At 65.8% G+C, this 18,432-nt stretch carries 13 protein-coding genes and 2 tRNA genes; 9 read left to right on the forward strand and 6 right to left on the reverse strand.

Translation table 11 applies throughout. From position 1 onward, the window contains the following. Positions 1-124 precede the first annotated feature (124 nt). From ACTIFK_RS18475 to ACTIFK_RS18485, 3 genes are all read right to left on the reverse strand, one after another. Complete coding sequence (locus tag ACTIFK_RS18475) at positions 125-751, reverse strand: TPM domain-containing protein (RefSeq protein WP_439544485.1); 627 nt, start codon at positions 749-751, stop codon at positions 125-127. A gap of 99 nt (positions 752-850) precedes the next feature. Next, positions 851-1,789, reverse strand: a complete 939-nt coding sequence (locus tag ACTIFK_RS18480; RefSeq protein WP_439544486.1) for a TPM domain-containing protein — start codon at positions 1,787-1,789, stop codon at positions 851-853. A gap of 172 nt (positions 1,790-1,961) precedes the next feature. Then, positions 1,962-2,585 carry a LemA family protein gene (locus ACTIFK_RS18485; protein WP_439544487.1) on the reverse strand — a complete coding sequence of 208 codons (624 nt, stop codon included), beginning with the start codon at positions 2,583-2,585 and terminating at the stop codon, positions 1,962-1,964. Positions 2,586-2,819: 234 nt separating this feature from the next. On the opposite strand from ACTIFK_RS18485, the gene ACTIFK_RS18490 reads away from it, so the two are divergent. Beyond that, positions 2,820-3,398: a hypothetical protein gene (locus tag ACTIFK_RS18490; RefSeq protein ID WP_439544488.1), complete on the forward strand. Its 579-nt coding sequence runs from the start codon at positions 2,820-2,822 to the stop codon at positions 3,396-3,398. Positions 3,399-3,650: 252 nt separating this feature from the next. After that, positions 3,651-4,583: a ParA family protein gene (locus ACTIFK_RS18495; RefSeq protein WP_439544489.1), complete on the forward strand. Its 933-nt coding sequence runs from the start codon at positions 3,651-3,653 to the stop codon at positions 4,581-4,583. Positions 4,584-4,710: 127 nt separating this feature from the next. On the opposite strand, the gene ACTIFK_RS18500 is transcribed toward ACTIFK_RS18495, so the two are convergent. Next, positions 4,711-4,785, reverse strand: a tRNA-Gly gene (locus ACTIFK_RS18500). Positions 4,786-5,132: 347 nt separating this feature from the next. Here ACTIFK_RS18500 and trxA point away from each other — a divergent pair. The 6 genes from trxA (at position 5,133) to ACTIFK_RS18530 (ending at position 14,167) form a co-directional block, all read left to right on the forward strand. After that, positions 5,133-6,041, forward strand: coding sequence for a thioredoxin (trxA, locus tag ACTIFK_RS18505; RefSeq protein ID WP_439544490.1), 909 nt, complete (start codon positions 5,133-5,135; stop codon positions 6,039-6,041). Positions 6,042-6,057: 16 nt separating this feature from the next. Further along, positions 6,058-6,735, forward strand: coding sequence for an LON peptidase substrate-binding domain-containing protein (locus ACTIFK_RS18510; RefSeq protein WP_439544491.1), 678 nt, complete (start codon positions 6,058-6,060; stop codon positions 6,733-6,735). Between the two features lie 7 nt (positions 6,736-6,742). After that, positions 6,743-6,967, forward strand: a complete 225-nt coding sequence (locus tag ACTIFK_RS18515; protein WP_439544492.1) for a Trm112 family protein — start codon at positions 6,743-6,745, stop codon at positions 6,965-6,967. A 186-nt stretch (positions 6,968-7,153) separates the two neighbouring features. Then, positions 7,154-8,125 (forward strand): GNAT family N-acetyltransferase, encoded by a 972-nt coding sequence (locus tag ACTIFK_RS18520; protein ID WP_439544530.1) that lies wholly within the window; start codon positions 7,154-7,156, stop codon positions 8,123-8,125. A 336-nt stretch (positions 8,126-8,461) separates the two neighbouring features. Continuing rightward, the gene (gene mutS, locus ACTIFK_RS18525; RefSeq protein ID WP_439544493.1) at positions 8,462-11,353 is read left to right on the forward strand and encodes a DNA mismatch repair protein MutS; all 2,892 of its coding nucleotides are present in this window, start codon (positions 8,462-8,464) and stop codon (positions 11,351-11,353) included. A gap of 24 nt (positions 11,354-11,377) precedes the next feature. Beyond that, complete coding sequence (locus ACTIFK_RS18530; protein ID WP_439544494.1) at positions 11,378-14,167, forward strand: [protein-PII] uridylyltransferase; 2,790 nt, start codon at positions 11,378-11,380, stop codon at positions 14,165-14,167. Positions 14,168-14,495: 328 nt separating this feature from the next. On the opposite strand, the gene ACTIFK_RS18535 is transcribed toward ACTIFK_RS18530, so the two are convergent. Further along, positions 14,496-14,843 (reverse strand): GIY-YIG nuclease family protein, encoded by a 348-nt coding sequence (locus ACTIFK_RS18535; RefSeq protein ID WP_439544531.1) that lies wholly within the window; start codon positions 14,841-14,843, stop codon positions 14,496-14,498. 260 nt (positions 14,844-15,103) lie between these two features. Beyond that, positions 15,104-18,139 carry a DNA polymerase I gene (gene polA, locus ACTIFK_RS18540; RefSeq protein ID WP_439544495.1) on the reverse strand — a complete coding sequence of 1,012 codons (3,036 nt, stop codon included), beginning with the start codon at positions 18,137-18,139 and terminating at the stop codon, positions 15,104-15,106. A 167-nt stretch (positions 18,140-18,306) separates the two neighbouring features. On the opposite strand from polA, the gene ACTIFK_RS18545 reads away from it, so the two are divergent. Next, positions 18,307-18,383 (forward strand) — tRNA-Arg (locus tag ACTIFK_RS18545). Positions 18,384-18,432: the final 49 nt, after the last annotated feature.

Raw genomic sequence — 18,432 nt, forward strand, 5'->3', positions numbered from 1 at the left:
CAGCCGAGATCTTTCTTGCTCAACTGTTGCACTTCGAATGTGAATCCACATCCCGACCTTCGTCGGGATGACGTTGAGAAGCGGCGCGAACAACCTCAATGTCAGCGCGGGAACCGCCCGGCGATCACACCCCGTCCAGCACGATCAGGTGGTCGGGCAGCTCGTTCATGTCGCAGGAGCCCGGCGGAAAATGGGTCGCCAGGTGGGTGCCCACGTCCTCGATGGCGGTCACGAAACCTTCCACCGGCTGCCGCTGCGCAAATGCCGTCGTCAGGCGTTTCACGATGGATTGCCACGTGCCCTTCGGAACGCGATCGTCGATGGCGGTGTCCGCGATGATCTCCGCGTGCCGCTCGGCCACCGAAACGAAAATCAGCACGCCCGTGCGCCCGGCCGTCGTGTGCAGGTTCTGCGCCACGAACTGTTCCACAGCGCGCCGGTGCGCGCGCGCGCGCTTCACCCGCGCCGGCACGAGGCGATAGCGGATGGGCCGCGGCAGCGTAAGCAGCAGAACGGCTGCGAACACCACGACCTGCGCGAGATAGACCCACGACGCCGGCCACCATGTCCAGAGGATCAGCGGCCACGGCGTCAGCAGGGCCGCGACCGAGGCCCAGAGGAAGGGCGCGTAGAGATACGTGCTGCTTTCGGCCGACACGACCGCAACGATCTCGCCCGAGGTCTTCCGCTCGGCCTTAGTGATGGCTTCCGCGATCCGGTGCTCGTCGGTTTCCGAAAACGTCAGTCGCATGGCGTCGTCCTTAGAGTGCTTCCGGAAAAGTGGAAGCCGATTTTCCGAAAAGAAGCACGACAAAACAAAAGAGTGCTGTTGAGTGCGACATCGATCAAATTACCAGCTGCCGGATCCGCCGCCGCCGCCGAAATCTCCACCGCCGCCAGACCACCCGCCTCCGCCGCCGCCGGACCATCCTCCACCCCACGAGTCGGACGCGCCGCCCGGGATGATAATGGGAGCGCCCCCACGCCGGCCGCGCCGCTGCGGATCGCGGCCGACGGTCTGCGGGGATTGCGCGGCATAGCGCGACTGCGCGTAGATGATGTAGACGACGACCGCGATCCAGAACGCGATCATCAGAAGTCCGATCCAATCAGGCTCGTCGTTGCCGTTGAGGCCGCGCGCGCGCTCTTTGACCGCTTCCGCGTCGCCGAGCAGCGTGTCCTTGATGTCGCGCACGCCGGCCCGGATGCCGCCGCTGAAATTGCCGCGCCGGAACTCCGGCAGGATGGCGTTTTCGATGATGATGCGGCTCATGAGATCGGTGACGATGGGCTCCAGCCCGCGTCCGACCTCGATCCGCACCTTCCGTTCGTTGGGCGCCACGATGAGCAGCACGCCGTTGTCCTTGCCGGCTTGCCCGATGCCCCAGTGCCGGCCGAGCTGGTAGCCGTAGTCCTCGATCTCGTAGCCTTCGAGCGAGGGCACCGTGACGACGACGAACTGGTCGGTGGACTTTTCCTCGAGCACCTTGAGCTCACCCTCGACCGCCGCCCGGTCCTCGGGCGTCAGCAGATTGGCGGTGTCGACAATTTGCCCTGTGAGCGATGGAAACGTCGGCGCGGCGAGCGCGGGCCCTAACCCAAGAAAGGCGAACGCAAGCACGACGGTTGCGAGCGCGACGCACGTCGCCGCCGCGAGCCGCGCCGTTGCATGACGTTTTTTGCTCAGGACGATTGGCGCGGTGTTTTCGTTCTTTATTGAGGGGCTCGGAGCCGCCTCACCCCAACCCGCTCCCCGGGAGGAGAGGGAGCCTGATGGCGCAAACGGCATGGCCTTGCGTTCCCTCTCCCCTTGGGGAGAGGGACAGGGTGAGGGGGCGTCAAGAAACTCAAGTCGGTTGTGTGTCATCGCCCCATCCGGCGCCTGCGCGCCACCCTCCCCGTCAGGGCAGGGTGGAAGAAAAGGAGGTGCGCTCATGGAAGCATGAATGCGCGCCGTTCCCTTACTTGCTCGTGCCGAAATCGACCTTGGGCGCCTTCTGCTCTTCAGCCGGGATGTCGAACGTCGCCATCGCCTGGGCCGAAGGATACATGAAGGACTTCCAGAGCCGGCCCGGGAAGGTCGTGATCTCCGTATTGTACTGGCGGACGGACTGGATGTAGTCGCGCCGCGCGATCGAGATGCGGTTCTCCGTCCCTTCGATCTGGCTCTGCAGCGCCAGGAAGTTCTGGCCCGACTTGATGTCGGGATAGCGCTCGACCACGGCGAGCAGCTGGCGCAGCGCGCCGCCGAGCGTGTTCTGAGCGTCCTGGAATTGCTTCATAGCCGCGGGGTTGGTGAGGATGTCGGCCGGGATCTGCACGCTGGTCGCCTTCGCGCGGGCTTCCGTCACGTCGGTCAGCACCTTGCGCTCCTGCTCGGCGAACCCTTTCACGCTTTCGACGAGGTTCGGGATGAGGTCGGTGCGCCGCTTGTACTGGTTCTGCACCTCGGCCCAGGCCGCCTTCGCGCTCTGCTCATAGGTCGGGATGTTGTTGACGCCGCAACCGCCGAGAGAGAGCGCCGCGAGCAGTGTGGCGACCAGGGCGAGCGGGCGAAACGATGGGAGGGAGGGGGCGGGGGTCATGAGACGGATCCTCGTGAGGGGGCGTGGGCGACGACATTTATCAGATGCCACGTTTATCAGATGGCGGTGCGCCGGGAAATTGGCCGCGCGGGCAGAGCCGAAGAAAAAACATCAAACCTATTAAAACTGTAATTGACTCAATGTGTTGAGTTTAACCAACTCGCGACGTTCCCCGCGCGCAGGCGACGCTGCTGACTTAATCTCATGCAGGTCTTGCTCCGGAGCGAATGTCTTATGTTGTCACGCGGTCGTGTCGCCGTCGCCAGTCTTTTCATCGTTGCGTCGGCTGCTTCGCCGGCGTTGGCCTGCCGCGGCGGTGGCGAGTGCTACGACAGGGTGAGCTATCCCGACGTCTATCGCACGGTCGAGCGCCCCGTGGTCGTCGAGCGCGGCTATCGGGACGTTTATGAAACGCGCCCCACGGTTGTCGTCCGCCAGGAGCGCGTGATGCTCCAGCCGCCGCGCGTGACCTACGCCATGACGCCGCCCGTCACGCGCACGGTCTTCCAGGAGATCGTGGTGCGCCGCGCCGGTTGGCGCTGGGAACGCACCTACGGGCCCTACGGCGAACGGCGCTGCAAAGTGGCGGTTCCGGCCGAAGTGAAGGTCGTCCCGCGCGAGATCCTCGTCCATCCCGGTCGCCGCGTCCGCATGGTCGAGCCGCCCGTCTACGGCATTCAGAACCGCGCCGTCGCGGTCCGTCCCGCGCAACGCTATGTTGTCGATCGTCCGCCGGTCATCGCCTACGAACGCACCCGCGTTCTGGCCCGCCGCGGCGGCACAGCCTGGGTGCGTGCCGACACGCGCTGGTAGGCTTACAATCGGTTTCGGCCGCAAAGTCTCTTGACGCGAGAGACGCAAACTTTTGCTAAGACCGGTGTTGCTTGCGCGAATGTGCCGGTGAAATCGGACATCGTTCGCGAGACCGCCACATTCCGGACGCACATCGGTCGTGCGGAGCACGCAAATCGGGTCGTGCGCAGTACGCACGTCGGAGAGTGCGGAGCACGCAGATCGGATGACGCGAACGGTGCGGCATCGGAGCCGGGGAGGGCTCGGATCACTATGCGCAATACCATCGCTGTCATGAACACCAAGGGCGGCGTGGGCAAGTCCACGCTTGTGCTCGCATTGGCCGAAACCCTGTCGGCCTATCACGGCAAGAACGTGCTGGTGATCGACAGCGACTCGCAGGCCTCCGTGTCGAGCATGCTGATGACGGTGCCGAACCTGCACCGGTTGCAGCAGAACGGCCTGACCATGGTGGATTTCCTGGTCGCCCGCGTGCTGCAGGATGCGGAGGCGGACTGGCTGCGTTACGTCGTCCGCAACGTGTCCGACGTCGACGACGCGCGCACCGTATTCCTCATCCCGAGCGACATGCAGCTCACGCTGTTCGAGCGCGAGGTCTCGAAGGAAAGCCTGCACAGCCGCCTGCGCAATGTCATCAGCGCACTGTTGGCCGATGCGCGCCGCGTCTTCGACGTGATCCTGATCGATTGCCCGCCCGGATTGTCCGTTCTGACGGAAAGCTGGCTGCGCGAGGCGGACTATCACATCTCGCCGACCAAGGCGGATTACGTGTCGGTGTGCGGCCTCGAGGTGTTTCGCCGGTTCAAGGCCCTGAACCCGGAGATGGGGTTCGCCGAAAATCTCGGCGTGCTGGTCAACATGAAGGACATGTCCTCGCCGACGGAGGAGGACTACCACGCCTGGCTTTTGAGCAACCCCGACAACCGGTGCTTCAACCAGGTCGTCCCGCGCGCCGTGGCGATGCAGGAATGCGCTCGCTTCCACGCGCCGGACCGCTCCTATTTCGCCAAGTACCCGGGAGAGACCGGCAAGGCTCTTCGGCAATTGAGCGAAGAGATTCTGGCGCGCCTGGAGCCGGCGCCGGCCGCGACGGCCGAGCCCGCGGCCGCTGCGCCCGCGCCGCCGAAACCCGCCGATCCGGACGGAATCTCCAACAGTGCCCCGGCGGCGTCGGCCGCGTCCTAGAGCCTGATGGTTGAGATGCGAGCGTTCGCGCTCGCACCGAAGACGTGAGAGAAACGTGCTCCAGACACGCAAAAACGCCCGGAGCCGTTAAGCCCAGGCGGTGCGTTTCGAAGAACATTGAGAAGATTGGAGCGGGCGATGAGATTCGAACTCACGACCCTCACGTTGGCAACGTGATGCTCTACCCCTGAGCTACGCCCGCGTCCGGAAATGGGGTAAGTGCGCGCCGCAAAGCGGTGCGCCCGGTCTTATTGCTCAACCGACCGGGCTTTGCAAGCGTCTTCCTGAAGCCCGCGCCGGACGCCTGAATTTCGGGCCTACGCAGAGCGTTTCACAAGCCCGGCCGCGGTCCGCCGGTCCGGCACAAGCTCGGGGATGCGCACGGATGGTCCTGAACTCGTTGCAAGCCGCGGCCAATTGCGGTTGAGTCTCCCACGGCTGCTTCGTGCGGCCTCGCACACCTTCGTTCTGCTTCCTATATAGCGGGCGCAGTGTCCGTGCGCGCCGCCCGGAGCGGGCACGACCGCAAACCTCTCGAGGAGTGACGGAATGGATTTGGGAGCTTTGAAGCCCATCGGGGCAGCGTCGGCTGGGCTGATCAAGGACGGCACGTCGGCGAGCTTCGGCAAGGACGTCATCGAGGCCTCGCGCGACGCGTTGGTGCTCGTCGATTTCTGGGCGGCCTGGTGCGGCCCCTGCAAGCAGCTCACCCCGATCATCGAGAAAGTGGTCAAGAGCTACGGCGGCAAGGTCCGCCTCGTCAAAATCGACACCGATGCCCATCCCGCCATTGCGGGCCAGCTTCGCATCCAGTCGCTGCCGACCGTCTACGCCTTCCGCGACGGCCGCCCGCTGGATGGCTTCACGGGCGCTCAGTCCGAGAGCCAGGTTCGCGCCTTCATCGATCGCGCCCTGGGTGACGACGGCGAAGGCGATATAGCGGCCGTGATCGTAGCGGCGGAGGCAGCCCTCGACGCGGGCGATCTGCAGGGCGCCGCCGAAGCGTTCGCGGCTGTGCTGCAGGAAGACCAGCAGAACGTCCAGGCCCTCGCCGGGCTGGCGCGCTGCTACCTGATCAGCGGCGATCCCGCACGCGCCGAGCAGACGTTGAGCCTCGTGCCGCCCGACAAGCAGACGAGTGCGCCCGTGCAAAGCGCGCGCGCCGCGCTCGAACTCGCCAAGCTGGCGGGCAAGTCCGACAACAGCGCCGAGCTGGAGCAGCGCCTCGCCGCCAACCCGGCCGATCATCAAACGCGTTTCGATCTTGCGGTGGCCCTCGCCGCACGCGGCAAGAAGGATGTCGCGCTCACGCATCTGCTCGACATCGTGAGCAGCGATCGCGCCTGGAACGACGAAGCCGCGCGCAAGCAGCTCGTCCAGCTTTTCGACGCGTGGGGTCCGAAGGACGAACATACGATCGATGGCCGCCGGCGCTTGTCGTCGATCCTGTTCCGCTAAGGCCGAGGAGAAAATGGTGTCTCTCGCCGACCGCTACCGCCGTCCTGCCGATTTGCCGCCGCGCATTCCGCTGTTTCCGTTGCGCGGCGCAATCCTGCTGCCGGGATCGACGTTGCCGCTCAATATTTTCGAGCCACGCTACCTCGAAATGATCGAAGACGTGATGAGCGGCTCGCGCATGCTGGGCATGATCCAGCCCGTCGGATCTGACGCACAGGAGAGCCCGCCGGAGCGCCAAGTCGAACTGCGCCGCATCGGTGGGGCGGGCCGCATCACGAGCTATCAGGAACTCGACGACGGACGCTTGGCCATTGCCGTGACCGGCATCTCGCGTTTCGAAATCGTGGGTGAAGCGGAGACCGGCAAATCGTATCGCGCCGCCAGCGTCAGCTACGACCGCTTCGCCAGCGATCTCACGCGCGGCTTCGGCGAAGAGCGCATCGATCGCGTGCGCCTGATCGGCGTCTTGCGCTCGTACCTGACTGAGAACAATCTCCAGACCGACTGGGCCGTCATCGATCGCGCGCCGAGCGAGTATCTCATCAACGCGCTGTGCGTGATGTGCCCGTATGGCCCCGAGGAGAAGCAGGCGCTGCTGGAAGCGAGCGATCTCAAGACGCGCGCCGAAGTCCTCGTCGCTCTCGCCGAGATGGACCTTGCGGCGCGCGGCGGATCCGGCGGCACCTTGCAGTGAGCACACCATGAGCGAACATGCCCCGCACGAACCGTCCGCCGAGGAGCCCGACCCGAAGCTGCTCGAGCTTCTTGTCTGTCCCGTCACCAAGGGTCCGCTGACCTACGATCGGGCGGCGCGCGAGTTGATCAGCGCCAAGGCCAACCTGGCCTATCCGATCCGCAATGGCGTTCCCCTCATGACCGCGGAAGCCGCCCGCTCGCTGGACCTGCCCCCGCCGGCGAAGAGTTAAGGGGTCGACGAAGGCGAAGCGCTAAAAGGCCGCCGCAGGCGAGGGGTTAACCCTCGGGGCTCTTGAACCGTCGCAAAATTGTCTCCGACTCGTGATTGATTGCGCTACGCCGACGGCGAGTTCGGTTGGAATGCGGACGGATTTGAAATGACCATCGAACGGCAGGCGAAGATGCGGCGGATGGCTATGGACATCGCCGGCCGGTGGCAAAGCAATCCTCTCCTCTCGGCCGCTCCGCGCGGCCTGCTCGCGCTGCGCGAGCTGAACGAAAAGGCCCGCACGAAGGGCCTGCCTTTCATCCGCAAGCCGCCCGCGAAGGTTTACGGCCGCATCGGCAATCTTGAGGTCCGCCTCGCCCAGGGGCGCAAGGACATCCAGCGCGCCCAGCGGCTGCGCTACGAGGTGTTCTACGAGGAGATGTCGGCCACCCCGAGCGTGATCGCGGGCATGCGCCGCCTCGATCAGGATCCTTATGACTCCATCTGCGATCATCTCCTCGTCGAGGATCGCAGCCTCGATCAGGCCTTCGAGCCGGAAGCCTGGGTGCGCACGCGCAAGCCGCACGTCGTCGGCACCTATCGCGTTCTGCGCCAGGAAGTGGCGCAACGCTCGCTCGGCTTCTACACGGCCAGCGAATACGACATCGGGCCGATGATTGCGGCCAAGTCGCCGCGCTATCGTTTCATGGAGCTGGGCCGGTCCTGCGTGCTTCAGCCCTACCGCACCAAGCGCTCGGTCGAGCTGCTGTGGCACGGCCTCTGGACGTACATCCGCGAGCACCGCGTCGACGTCATGATCGGATGCGCAAGCTTCGAGGGTACGGATCCCGACGCCCACGCCATGGCGCTGAGCTTCCTCCACGCGAATGCGCTGGCCCCGCCGGAGTGGCGCTGCCGCGCGCATGATCGCCTGCATGTGCCGATGAACCGGATCGCCCCCGACAAGATCGACGCGAAGGCCGCGCTGAAGGCCCTGCCGCCGCTGATCAAGGGCTACCTGCGGCTCGGTGCGTTCGTGGGCGACGGCGCCGTGATCGACCGTCAGTTCGGCACGACCGACGTGTTCATCATCCTGCCGGTTGAAAACATCGACCCGCGCTATTTCGATCATTTCGGCGCGCCGGACGAGGTGAGAAGCCGCATCGCCGTCGAGGTTTAGCTTTCTGACGAAAGCGCAACGCCTCCCCCTCCCTCGTCATGGCGAAGCCATGCTCCGCATGGACGCGGGGAGGGGTTAGGGGTGGGGGGATGATCTTGAAGCGGCATCCAAAGCCCGTCACCCCACCCGGCATCTCGCTGCACTCGATGCCACCCTCCCCGTCTAGGGGAGGGCATAAAGCTGGCGGATCCGTCTGATCGGAAAATGCGCTAGCGCACCTGCGAGGCCCGCCTGGCCGCGAAAGTCTTGGGTTTGGCCACCTCGGGGTTTCCATTTCTGTCGCCAACCGGCTATCCGTTGCCCCTGTAATCAGGACCGGGGGCAGGCGGCGTCGGAATGGCGGGACTGAAGACCAATCGCAAGGACGAGACGGGCCGCGGCCGCGAAACCGCGCCAGCGCGTGGGGATGTGCCCGAAGCGTCTGCTGCCTCGTCCCCAGACCCCGCGACCCCAGAACCCTCAACCGACCAGTCTCCGAAGCCTGCAACCGCCTTCGGCGATGCGACGCCCTCGATGGCGCAGTTCCTCGAAATCAAGACCGCCAATCCGGACAGCATCCTCTGGTATCGGATGGGCGATTTCTACGAGCTGTTCTTCGAGGATGCCGTCGTTGCCTCGGAGGCGCTCGGCATTGTTCTCACGAAGCGCGGCAAGCATCTCGGGCAGGACATCCCGATGTGCGGCGTGCCGATCCATCGCGCCGACGACTATTTGCAGCGCCTCATCAAGCGCGGCTACCGCGTCGCCGTCTGCGAACAGCTCGAAGATCCGGCCGAAGCCCGCAAGCGCGGCGCCAAGGCCGTCGTCCGCCGCGATGTCGTCCGCCTCGTCACGCCCGGCACGCTGACCGAGGAAGCGCTCCTCGACGCGCGCGCGCGCAACTACCTGACGGCGCTGTTCCGCGCGCCGGGAGCTCCCGATGCGCCCGCCCTGTCACCCGAGACGACGCTCGCGCTGGCCTCGCTCGACATCTCGACCGGCGAGTTCGAGGTGGGCGAGGTGCGCGGTCACGATCTGCCAGGGGAATTGGTGCGTCTGGCTCCGGGCGAAGTCATCGCGCCCGATACCCTTCTCGCGGACGGCGAACTCAAGGCGTGGATCGGTCGCGCCGGCGCGGCAGCAACGCCGGTGCCGGCGGCGTCGTTCGACAGCCTTGCCGGCGACCGCGACCTGAAGGCCCATCTCGGCGTGGCGGACCTCGGCGCGTTCGGCACGTTCTCGCGTCCCGAGCTGGCCGCTATCGGCGCGGTGCTGCGCTACGTCGACCTGACGCAGATCGGCAAGAAGCCGGTCGTTCGCCCGCCCCGGAAGATGGGCGCGGGCGCAGCGCTGATCATCGATGCCGCGAGCCGCGCCAGCCTGGAACTGGTCCGTTCGACGTCGGGCGACAAGGCGGGCAGCCTGCTCGATGCGATCGACCGCACGGTGACCGGCGCGGGCGCGCGCGAGCTGGCCGCGCGTTTGGCCGCGCCCCTGTCGGATGCCGGAGCCATCGACGCCCGGCTCGATGCCGTGGCCTATTTCGTCGACGACGAGCCGTTGCGCGGCGCGGTGCGCGAAGCTCTCAAAGGCGCCCCCGATCTGGCGCGCGCCGTCTCGCGATTGGCCTTCGGCCGGGGCGGCCCGCGCGATCTCGCCGGGATCGCCGCCGGTCTCTCTGCTGCCGAAGCGGCCGTCGCGCACCTGCGCGCCAACAAAAGCCCGATCGGCGTTCCGGCCGATATCACGCGCATCTCGGAACGCATCGACGGCCGCGGACACGAGCTGCTGGCCCTGCTCTCCGCCGCCCTCGTGGACGAGCCGCCGCATCTGCGCCGCGACGGCGGCTTCGTGCGTGCGGGCTTCCGCGCCGCCCTCGACGAAGCCCAGCAGCTGCGCGACGACAGCCGCCGCGTCATGGCCGAACTCGAAACGCGTTACGTCGCGCAGTCGGGCGTCAAGACGCTGAAGGTGCGCCACAACAATATCCTCGGCTACTTCATCGAGGTGTCGCAAGGCAACGCCAAGCCGCTTACGGAAGCTCCCCTCAGCGACACGTTCCGCCACCGCCAGACGATGGCGAACGCGATGCGCTTCACCACGCAGGAGCTGCAGGACATCGAAGGGCGCATCGCCTCGGCGGCCGACCGCGCGCTGGCCATCGAGCAGGAGATCTTCGTCGAGCTGTCGGAAGCCGTGGCCCGCGAGGAGCGCGTGCTGTCGGACATCGCGGCCGCGCTTGCCGAGCTGGACCACACGGCCGCGCTCGCTCATCTCGCCCATCACGAGCGCTACGTCCGCCCCGTCGTCGATGCGGGCCAGGCCTTCGACATTCGCGGCGGCCGCCATCCGGTCGTCGAGCACGCGCTGAAGCGTGCCCACGGCGGGCAGTTCGTCGCCAACGACTGCACGCTGGGCCGCGCCCTTGCCGACCGGCCGCCCGGATTCGATGAGATGCCGGACGCGCGCATCTGGCTCGTCACCGGTCCGAACATGGCCGGCAAGTCGACGTTTCTCCGCCAGAACGCGCTGATTGCGATCCTGGCCCAGATGGGTTCGTTCGTGCCCGCGGCCGAGGCCCACATCGGCGTTGTCGATCGCCTGTTCAGCCGCGTCGGCGCGGCGGACGACCTCGCTCGCGGCCGCTCGACGTTCATGGTCGAGATGGTGGAGACGGCCGCCATCCTCAATCAGGCGACGGCCCGCTCGCTCGTCATCCTGGACGAGATCGGCCGCGGCACGGCCACCTTCGATGGTCTCTCCATCGCCTGGGCGGCGGTCGAGTTCCTGCACGAACGCACCTGCGCCCGCGTGCTGTTCGCGACCCACTATCACGAGCTGACGGCGCTCGCGGGACGCCTCGGCTCGGTCGCCAACGTCACCATGGACGTCAAGGAATGGCAGGACGAGATCGTCTTCCTGCACCGCGTGAAGGCGGGCGCGGCGGATCGTTCGTACGGCATCCAGGTCGCCAAGCTGGCCGGCCTGCCGATGCCGGTGATCGAGCGGGCGCGCGAGGTGCTGGCCCTGCTCGAAAAATCGGATCGGCGCCGCGTGCAGGGCACAGGTGCGCTTACCGAGCTGCCTCTGTTCGCCGCCGCCCGGCCAGTTGAAAAGCCGGCGCCTGCCGGCCCAAGTCCGTTGGAAACCGCCCTCGATGATTTGAGTCCGGATGAGCTGTCGCCGAAGGCGGCGCTCGAGGCGCTCTACCGGTTGAAACAGCTCCGCTCCGGTGGCCCGCGCCAATGACGCCCCTTCGCGGTGACGCTTGTCATGTCTTACAGTAATCCGATGGACACATCCCAATTCCCGCCTGCCCCGTATTTCGATCCGCAGGAAATGCGCCACGCGCTGACGGCGCTGCTGAACGCCAGCGGCAATCCGGCCGAGGCGCGCCCGGCCATCGTCGAGCGGCTGAAATTTCTGGTCAAGGCGGCCCGCGGCACGGCGCGCCTGCAGTTGGAAGCCGACGGCAACGGGCGGCGCTGCGCCAAGGGGCTCGCCAAATTCCAGGATGAGCTGGTGCGGCTCCTCTACGATTACACCGTCGCCCACGTCTATCGCGCCACCAATCCCTCCGACGCCGAGCGCATGGCCGTCGTCGCCACCGGCGGCTACGGCCGCGAGATGCTGGCGCCCGGCTCCGACATCGATCTCCTGTTCCTGCTGCCGTACAAGCAGACGCCGTGGGGCGAGAGCGTCGCCGAGTACATGCTCTATCTACTGTGGGACCTTGGTTTCAAAGTCGGGCATGCCACGCGCACCGTGGACCAGTGCGTCAAGCTCGCCAACGAAGACACGACCATCCGCACGTCGCTTCTCGACATGTGGCTGATCCACGGCGACGCGCAGCTTTATGCGGAGCTCGAGCAACGCTTTCGCAATGAGGTGATCCGCGGGTCCGAGCGCGCCTTCATCGACGCCAAGATGACCGAGCGCAGTGAGCGCCACCGGCGCGCCGGTGAAAGCCGCTACAGGGTCGAACCGAACGTCAAGGACGGCAAGGGCGGCCTGCGCGACCTCCACACCCTGCATTGGCTGTCGAAATATCTGCTCGGCCACGACGTCGGGCCCGAGAGTGTCGCCAAGGGCATCTTCACCAGGGAAGAAGCCGCGACCTTCCGGAGATGCGAAGACTTTCTCTGGACCGTGCGCTGCTATCTGCACTTCTACACCGGCCGCGCCGAAGAACTTCTGAGCTTCGATATCCAGCCCGTGCTGGCCCACCGTCTCGGCTACAAGGACAAGAGCGGCCTGCGTGGCGTCGAGCGTTTCATGAAGCACTACTTCCTGGTCGCCAAGGATGTGGGTGACCTCACGACCATCCTCTGCACGGCGCTCGAAATGCAGCAGTTGAAGAGCTCGCCCGTCTTCGAGAACATCTTCAATCCGATGTCCTGGATGCTGCGCCGGCAGATCCGCGACAAGACCGACTTCCGCATCGACAATGGCCGCATGAACATCGCCGACCCCGGCGTGTTCGAGCGCGATCCCGCCAACCTCGTGCGCTTCTTCGCGCAGGCCGAGAACACCAATACGTTCCTGCATCCGAACGCCATCCGGCAGCTGCGCCATTCGAGCCGGCTGATCGACGACACGCTGCGCAACGATCCCGAGGCGAACCGGATTTTCCTCCAGTTGCTCACTGGCCGCGTCAATCCGGAGGCGACGTTGCGGCGCATGAACGAGGCCGGCGTCCTGGGCCGGTTCATTCCCGAGTTCGGCCGCGTCGTCGCGATGATGCAGTTCAACATGTACCATCACTTCACCGTCGACGAGCATTTGATCCGCACGGTCGGCATGTTGACGGACATCGAGCGCGGCGGCTTCGCCAGCGAGGTGCCGCTCTCGACCGAACTGATCAAGACCATTCAGAATCGCCGCGTGTTGTTCGTCGCGGCGTTCCTGCACGACATCGGCAAAGGCCGCATTGAGGACCACTCGGTCGTCGGGGCGCAAATTGCGCGCACCCTGTGCCCGCGCCTTGGCCTCTCGGCGGCCGAGACGGATACGGTGGTCTGGCTCATCGAGCAGCATCTCACGATGAGTAACGTCGCCCAGAGCCGCGACATCTCCGATCCCAAGACCGTGCGCGACTTCGCCGACATCGTGCAAAGCCCGGAGCGCCTCAAGCTCCTGCTGCTGTTGACGGTGGCGGACATCCGCGCCGTCGGCCCCGGCGTATGGAACGGCTGGAAGGGCCAGCTCCTGCGCACGCTGTATCAGGAAACGGAGCCACTGCTGTCGGGCGGCCATACGCAGATTCCGCGCAGCACGATCGTGCAGGACGCGCAGGATGCGCTCCGCGCCGCCCTGTCGGATTGGCCGGCCTCCGACGTGGACCGCTTCATCGGCCGTCACTATCCGGATTACTGGCTGCGCACCGAACCGAAACGCCAGATCGAGCACGCGCGCCTGCTGCGCAAAGCCGAAGCCGAGGGGCAAACGCTCGCCTCCGACCACGAGACGGATGCCTTCACGGCCGTGACCGAACTCACGGTCTTCGCGCCCAACCACCCGCGCCTGCTGTCATTGTTCGCGGGCGCCTGCGCGGCCAACGGCGCCAACATCGCCGGCGCGCACATCACGACGACGCGCGACGGCTTCGCGCTTGACACGTTCCTGCTGGCCCGCGAGTTCGATCAGGATGAGGACGAGCTGCGCCGCGCCAAGCGCATCGAAGACACCATCGAGCGGCTTCTCCGCGGCGAGACCTGGGTGGAGCAGCTATTGGAAAAGCGTCGCCCGATCCCCACGCGCGCCGAAGCCTTCACGGTCGCACCCGAAGTGTACGTCAACAACGTGCTGTCGGACGCCTACACGGTGATCGAGGTGGCCGGCCGCGACCGCACCGGCCTGTTGTACGAGCTGACTAATGCAATCTCGGATCTCTCGCTCGACATCGGCTCCGCGCACATCACGACCTTCGGCGAGAAGGCCGTCGACGTGTTCTACGTCACGGACCTGACCTCGAAGAAGATCGAAAGCGAAACCCGCCAAGCCGTCATCAAGCAGCGCCTTACCACGATTTTGGAAGGGCCTCCGCCGGTCGGGAGCGCATAAAAAAGCCGGCCGAAACTTCGACCGGCATCTTGGAAACCTGCAAAAAAGTTGCGCTCGTGGCAAGCTTGCGTGGGTCCCGGCTGTCGTCCGTGCGGAGCACGGCTTCGCCGTGACGCGAAGCATGGCTCCGCCATGACGCGAAGCATGGCTCCGCCATGACGCGAAGCATGGCTCCGCCATGACGCCGGGATGACGTACTGGTTGTGAAATTCGTGCAAAAAATTCCGAGAAGACCTAGTGCGCCGCTTCCCAATTTGCGCCGACAACAGTTTAATTGACGTCATCCCGGCGTAGGCCGGGACCCACGCAAGTCGCAGCTAACGCGACGTCATGATCGTACGCGCGCGATGTCAGCGGGACCGAGACTGATTTCGCCTGTCTCGCGATCAAACAGATTGCGCCATTCCGGGTTCATCGTCTCGATAAGACGAACCTTCCACGCGCGCCGCCATTCCTTCAGCCGCTTTTCGCGCGTGATGGCATCGTCCATCGTTGCGTGCATCTCGTAGTAGACTAGGTGCTTTACGCCATAGCGCTGCGTGAACCCTGCGATCAAACCCTGGCTATGCTCGGCCATGCGATGCGCAAGATCACTTGTTACGCCAACGTAAAGAACTCCGTTGCGGGCGCTGGCAAGAAAATAAACACAGGGTTGCTTCATCGGAGCTGGCCCCATCGGATGGGGGCGAGTAAACCGCGAGCGGCGCGCTTTTGGCAAGCTTGCGTGGGTCCCGGCCTGCGCCGGGATGACGTCAAAAAAAACCTATCGGCGCAAACTGAGACGCGACGCGTAAGCGGCAGCGATTGCGGTCAACTGCGACGGCTCGCACAAACGATCGGTCATCCCGGTGTCATGGCGGAGCCATGCTTCACATGGACGGCCAGGACCCACGCAAGTCGGCAACTGGCGCGACGCTTTTCGGTGGGCCACCGCGCCTAATGCGCCGCTTCCCAGTTCGCCGCGGATTTCGCGTCGACATGGATCGGTACGCTGAGATGCACGGCCGGCGCCGCGGCGCCTTCCATCACGGCGCGCGCGACGGTGATCAGCGCCGCCGCTTCGCGCTCGGCCACTTCGAACACGAGCTCGTCGTGCACCTGCAGCAGCATGCGCGCGCTCGCGAGCTTCGCGTCGTCGAGCGCGCCGGGCATGCGGATCATCGCGCGCCGGATGATGTCGGCCGCACTGCCCTGGATCGGCGCGTTGATCGCGGCGCGCTCAAGGTTGCCGCGCACACCCGGGTTGCGCGTGTTGATCTCCGGATAATGAATCCGCCGCCCGAAGATCGTCTCCACGAAGCCGTTTTCGTGCGCGGTCTTCTTGGTCGTCTCCATGTAGTCGCGAATGCCGGGAAACCGCTCGAAATAGGTCTTGATGTACGCACCGGCCTCCTCGCGCCCGATACTGAGCTGGTTGGCGAGGCCGAACGCGGAAATGCCGTAGATGATGCCGAAGTTGATCGCCTTCGCGCGTCGCCGCACGTCGGGCGGCATGTCGAGCACCGGCACGCCGAACATTTCCGACGCCGTCATGGCGTGAATGTCGAGCCCTTCGGCGAACGCGCGCTTGAGCTGCGGAATGTCGGCGATGTGCGCGAGCACGCGCAGCTCAATTTGGGAATAATCCGCCGACACGAGCACGTTGCCCGTCTCCGCCACGAACGCGGTGCGGATCGCGCGTCCCTCCTTGGTGCGGATCGGGATGTTCTGCAGATTGGGATCGTACGAGGCGAGCCGCCCCGTCGTCGTCGAGGCGAGCGCGTAGCTCGTATGAATGCGCCCGGTCTCGGCATTGACGTAGCCGGGCAGCGCGTCGGTATACGTCGACAGCAGCTTCGAGAGCTGCCGCCATTCGAGCATCTTGTTGATCAGCCCGCGCGCGTCTTCCGGGATCTCCTCGTTCGCGGCCATTTCGTCGAGCAGGCCCGCGCGCGTCTCCCACTGCCCGCTCTTGGTGCGCTTGCCGCCCGGCAGTTGCAGCCGGTCGAACAGCAATTCGCCGAGCTGCTTGGGCGAGCCGAGATTGAACTTGTGCCCGACGAGGCCGTTGATCTCCTCCTCGAGCCGCGTCAGCGTCTGCGCGAACGAGGACGAGAGCCGCGACAGCACGCTGCGGTCGACGTGGATGCCCGCGTTCTCCATGCCCACGATGACAGGCACGAGCGGCCGTTCGAGCGTTTCGTAAACGGTCGACAGGCGTTCCGCGATCAGCCGCGGCTTGAGCACATGCCAGAGGCGCAGCGTCACGTCGGCGTCTTCCGCCGCATACTCGGCCGCCTTCTCGATCGGCACCTGCGCGAACGACTTCTCGGCTTTCTTGCCGGGCGCGAGTTCCAGCACCTTCTCGAACGGGATGCATGTGTGCCCGAGGTGGCGCAGCGAGAGATCGTCCATGCCGTGTCCACCGCGCCCGCAGTCGAGCACGTAGGAGATCAGCATCGTGTCCTCGAGCGGCGCGAGGCGCACGCCGTGCCGCATCAGTACGAGCGCATCGAACTTGATGTTGTGGCCGATCTTGAGCAGCGACGCGTCTTCGAGCAGAGGTTTGATCAGCGCCAGCGTCTCGCGCAACGGCGCTTGCGGCAGGCTGGCGGCATCGCCGAAATCGAAGCCGCCGGTCGGCGGGCGATGGCCCACCGGCACGTAGCAGGCGCGGCCCGGCGCGATCGCCAGCGAGAAGCCGACGAGATCGCACGTCATGCAGTTGAGCGCGGTGGTTTCGAGATCGAACGCGAAACGCCCGGCCTCGCGCGCCGCCGCGATCCACCACTGCAGGCGCTCGAGCGTGATGACCGTTTCGTAGGTGGAGCGGTCGAAAGGGACCTTCGCGATGCGGGCCGCATGAACCGCCGCCCCCGCCGCGGGCGTGCCGGGCCCGCCCACTGCTCCTCCCCCCTCGTGCCGAAGGCGCGGCTCCGCCACGACGTGGGGGAGGCCGGGAGGGGGGGACTCCGCAGCAGGCGTAGGGATTCCCCCCACCCCTGACCCCACTCCACCAGGAGAAGCGGACGCGTCCACACCGAGCTTTTCCGAAATCCGCTTCGTCAGCGTCGTGAATTCCATGCGGCGCAAGAACCCGAGCAGCGCATCGGGCTTGGGATCGTGCACGCCGAGCTGATCCGCCGGGATCTCGACCGGCACATTCTCCATCAGCCGCACGAGATCGCGCGAAATGCGTGCCTGCTCGGCGAATTCGATCAGCTTCTCGCGCCGCTTCGGCTGCTTGATCGATCCCGCCGCCGCGAGCAAGGAGTCGAGATCGCCGTATTCCGTGATCAGCTCGGCCGCCGTCTTGACGCCGATGCCCGGCACGCCCGGTACGTTGTCGGTCGAGTCGCCCGCCAGCGCCTGCACATCGACGACCTTCTCCGGCTTCACGCCGAACTTCTCGAACACCTCGTCCGGCCCGATCTTCTTGTTCTTCATGCCGTCGAACATGACGACGCCGGGCCGCACCAGCTGCATCAGGTCCTTGTCGGACGAAACGATGGTCACGCTGCCGCCCGCGTCGACGACATGCTTGGCGTAGGTCGCGATCAGGTCGTCGGCCTCGTAGCCGAGCTGTTCGAGACAGGCGACGTTGAAGGCGCGCACCGCCTCACGGATCAGCGGGAACTGCGGCACGAGTTCTTCCGGCGCAGGCGGCCGGTGCGCCTTGTAGGCCTGGTAGATCTCGTTGCGGAACGTCTTCTCCGAGGCGTCGAAAATGACGGCCAGATGCGTCGGCGCCTCCGAGGCCTTGGTTTCCACCAGCAACTTCCAGAGCATGGCCGTGAAGCCGTGCACGGCGCCGACCGGCAATCCGTCCGACGGCCGCGTCAGCGGCGGCAGCGCGTGGAAGGCCCGGAAGATGTAGCCCGAGCCGTCGACCAGATAGACGTGGCTGCCCTTGATGATGGGCACCGGATCGCCGTCGGGAACGGAGCACGCGGCGGCGGGGCGGGGAGATTTCTGGGGGGTGTTTTCGCTCATGGCGGGCGCAATATAGGGCGGCGCGCCGCCGCGGTCAGCCCTTGTCTGTGGCCTTGTCCATCGGGTGTTTGCCCCCGTTGGCGGAATGCGCTATCAGGGGCGTCCCAGGCCACGATCCCCGCCTCAGGCCCGTCGGGCCCGGCGCGTTCGTGGCCTCAAGTGGAAATGCACCCGTAGCTCAGCTGGATAGAGTGCTGCCCTCCGAAGGCAGAGGTCGCAGGTTCGAATCCTGCCGGGTGCGCCAAATTTCGACCAGTCCAGAACAAAGCTGGGCACTGAGTCTGCTTCTGACC

Source organism: Hyphomicrobium sp., from assembly GCF_051860585.1.
GTDB lineage: Bacteria > Pseudomonadota > Alphaproteobacteria > Rhizobiales > Hyphomicrobiaceae > Hyphomicrobium_C.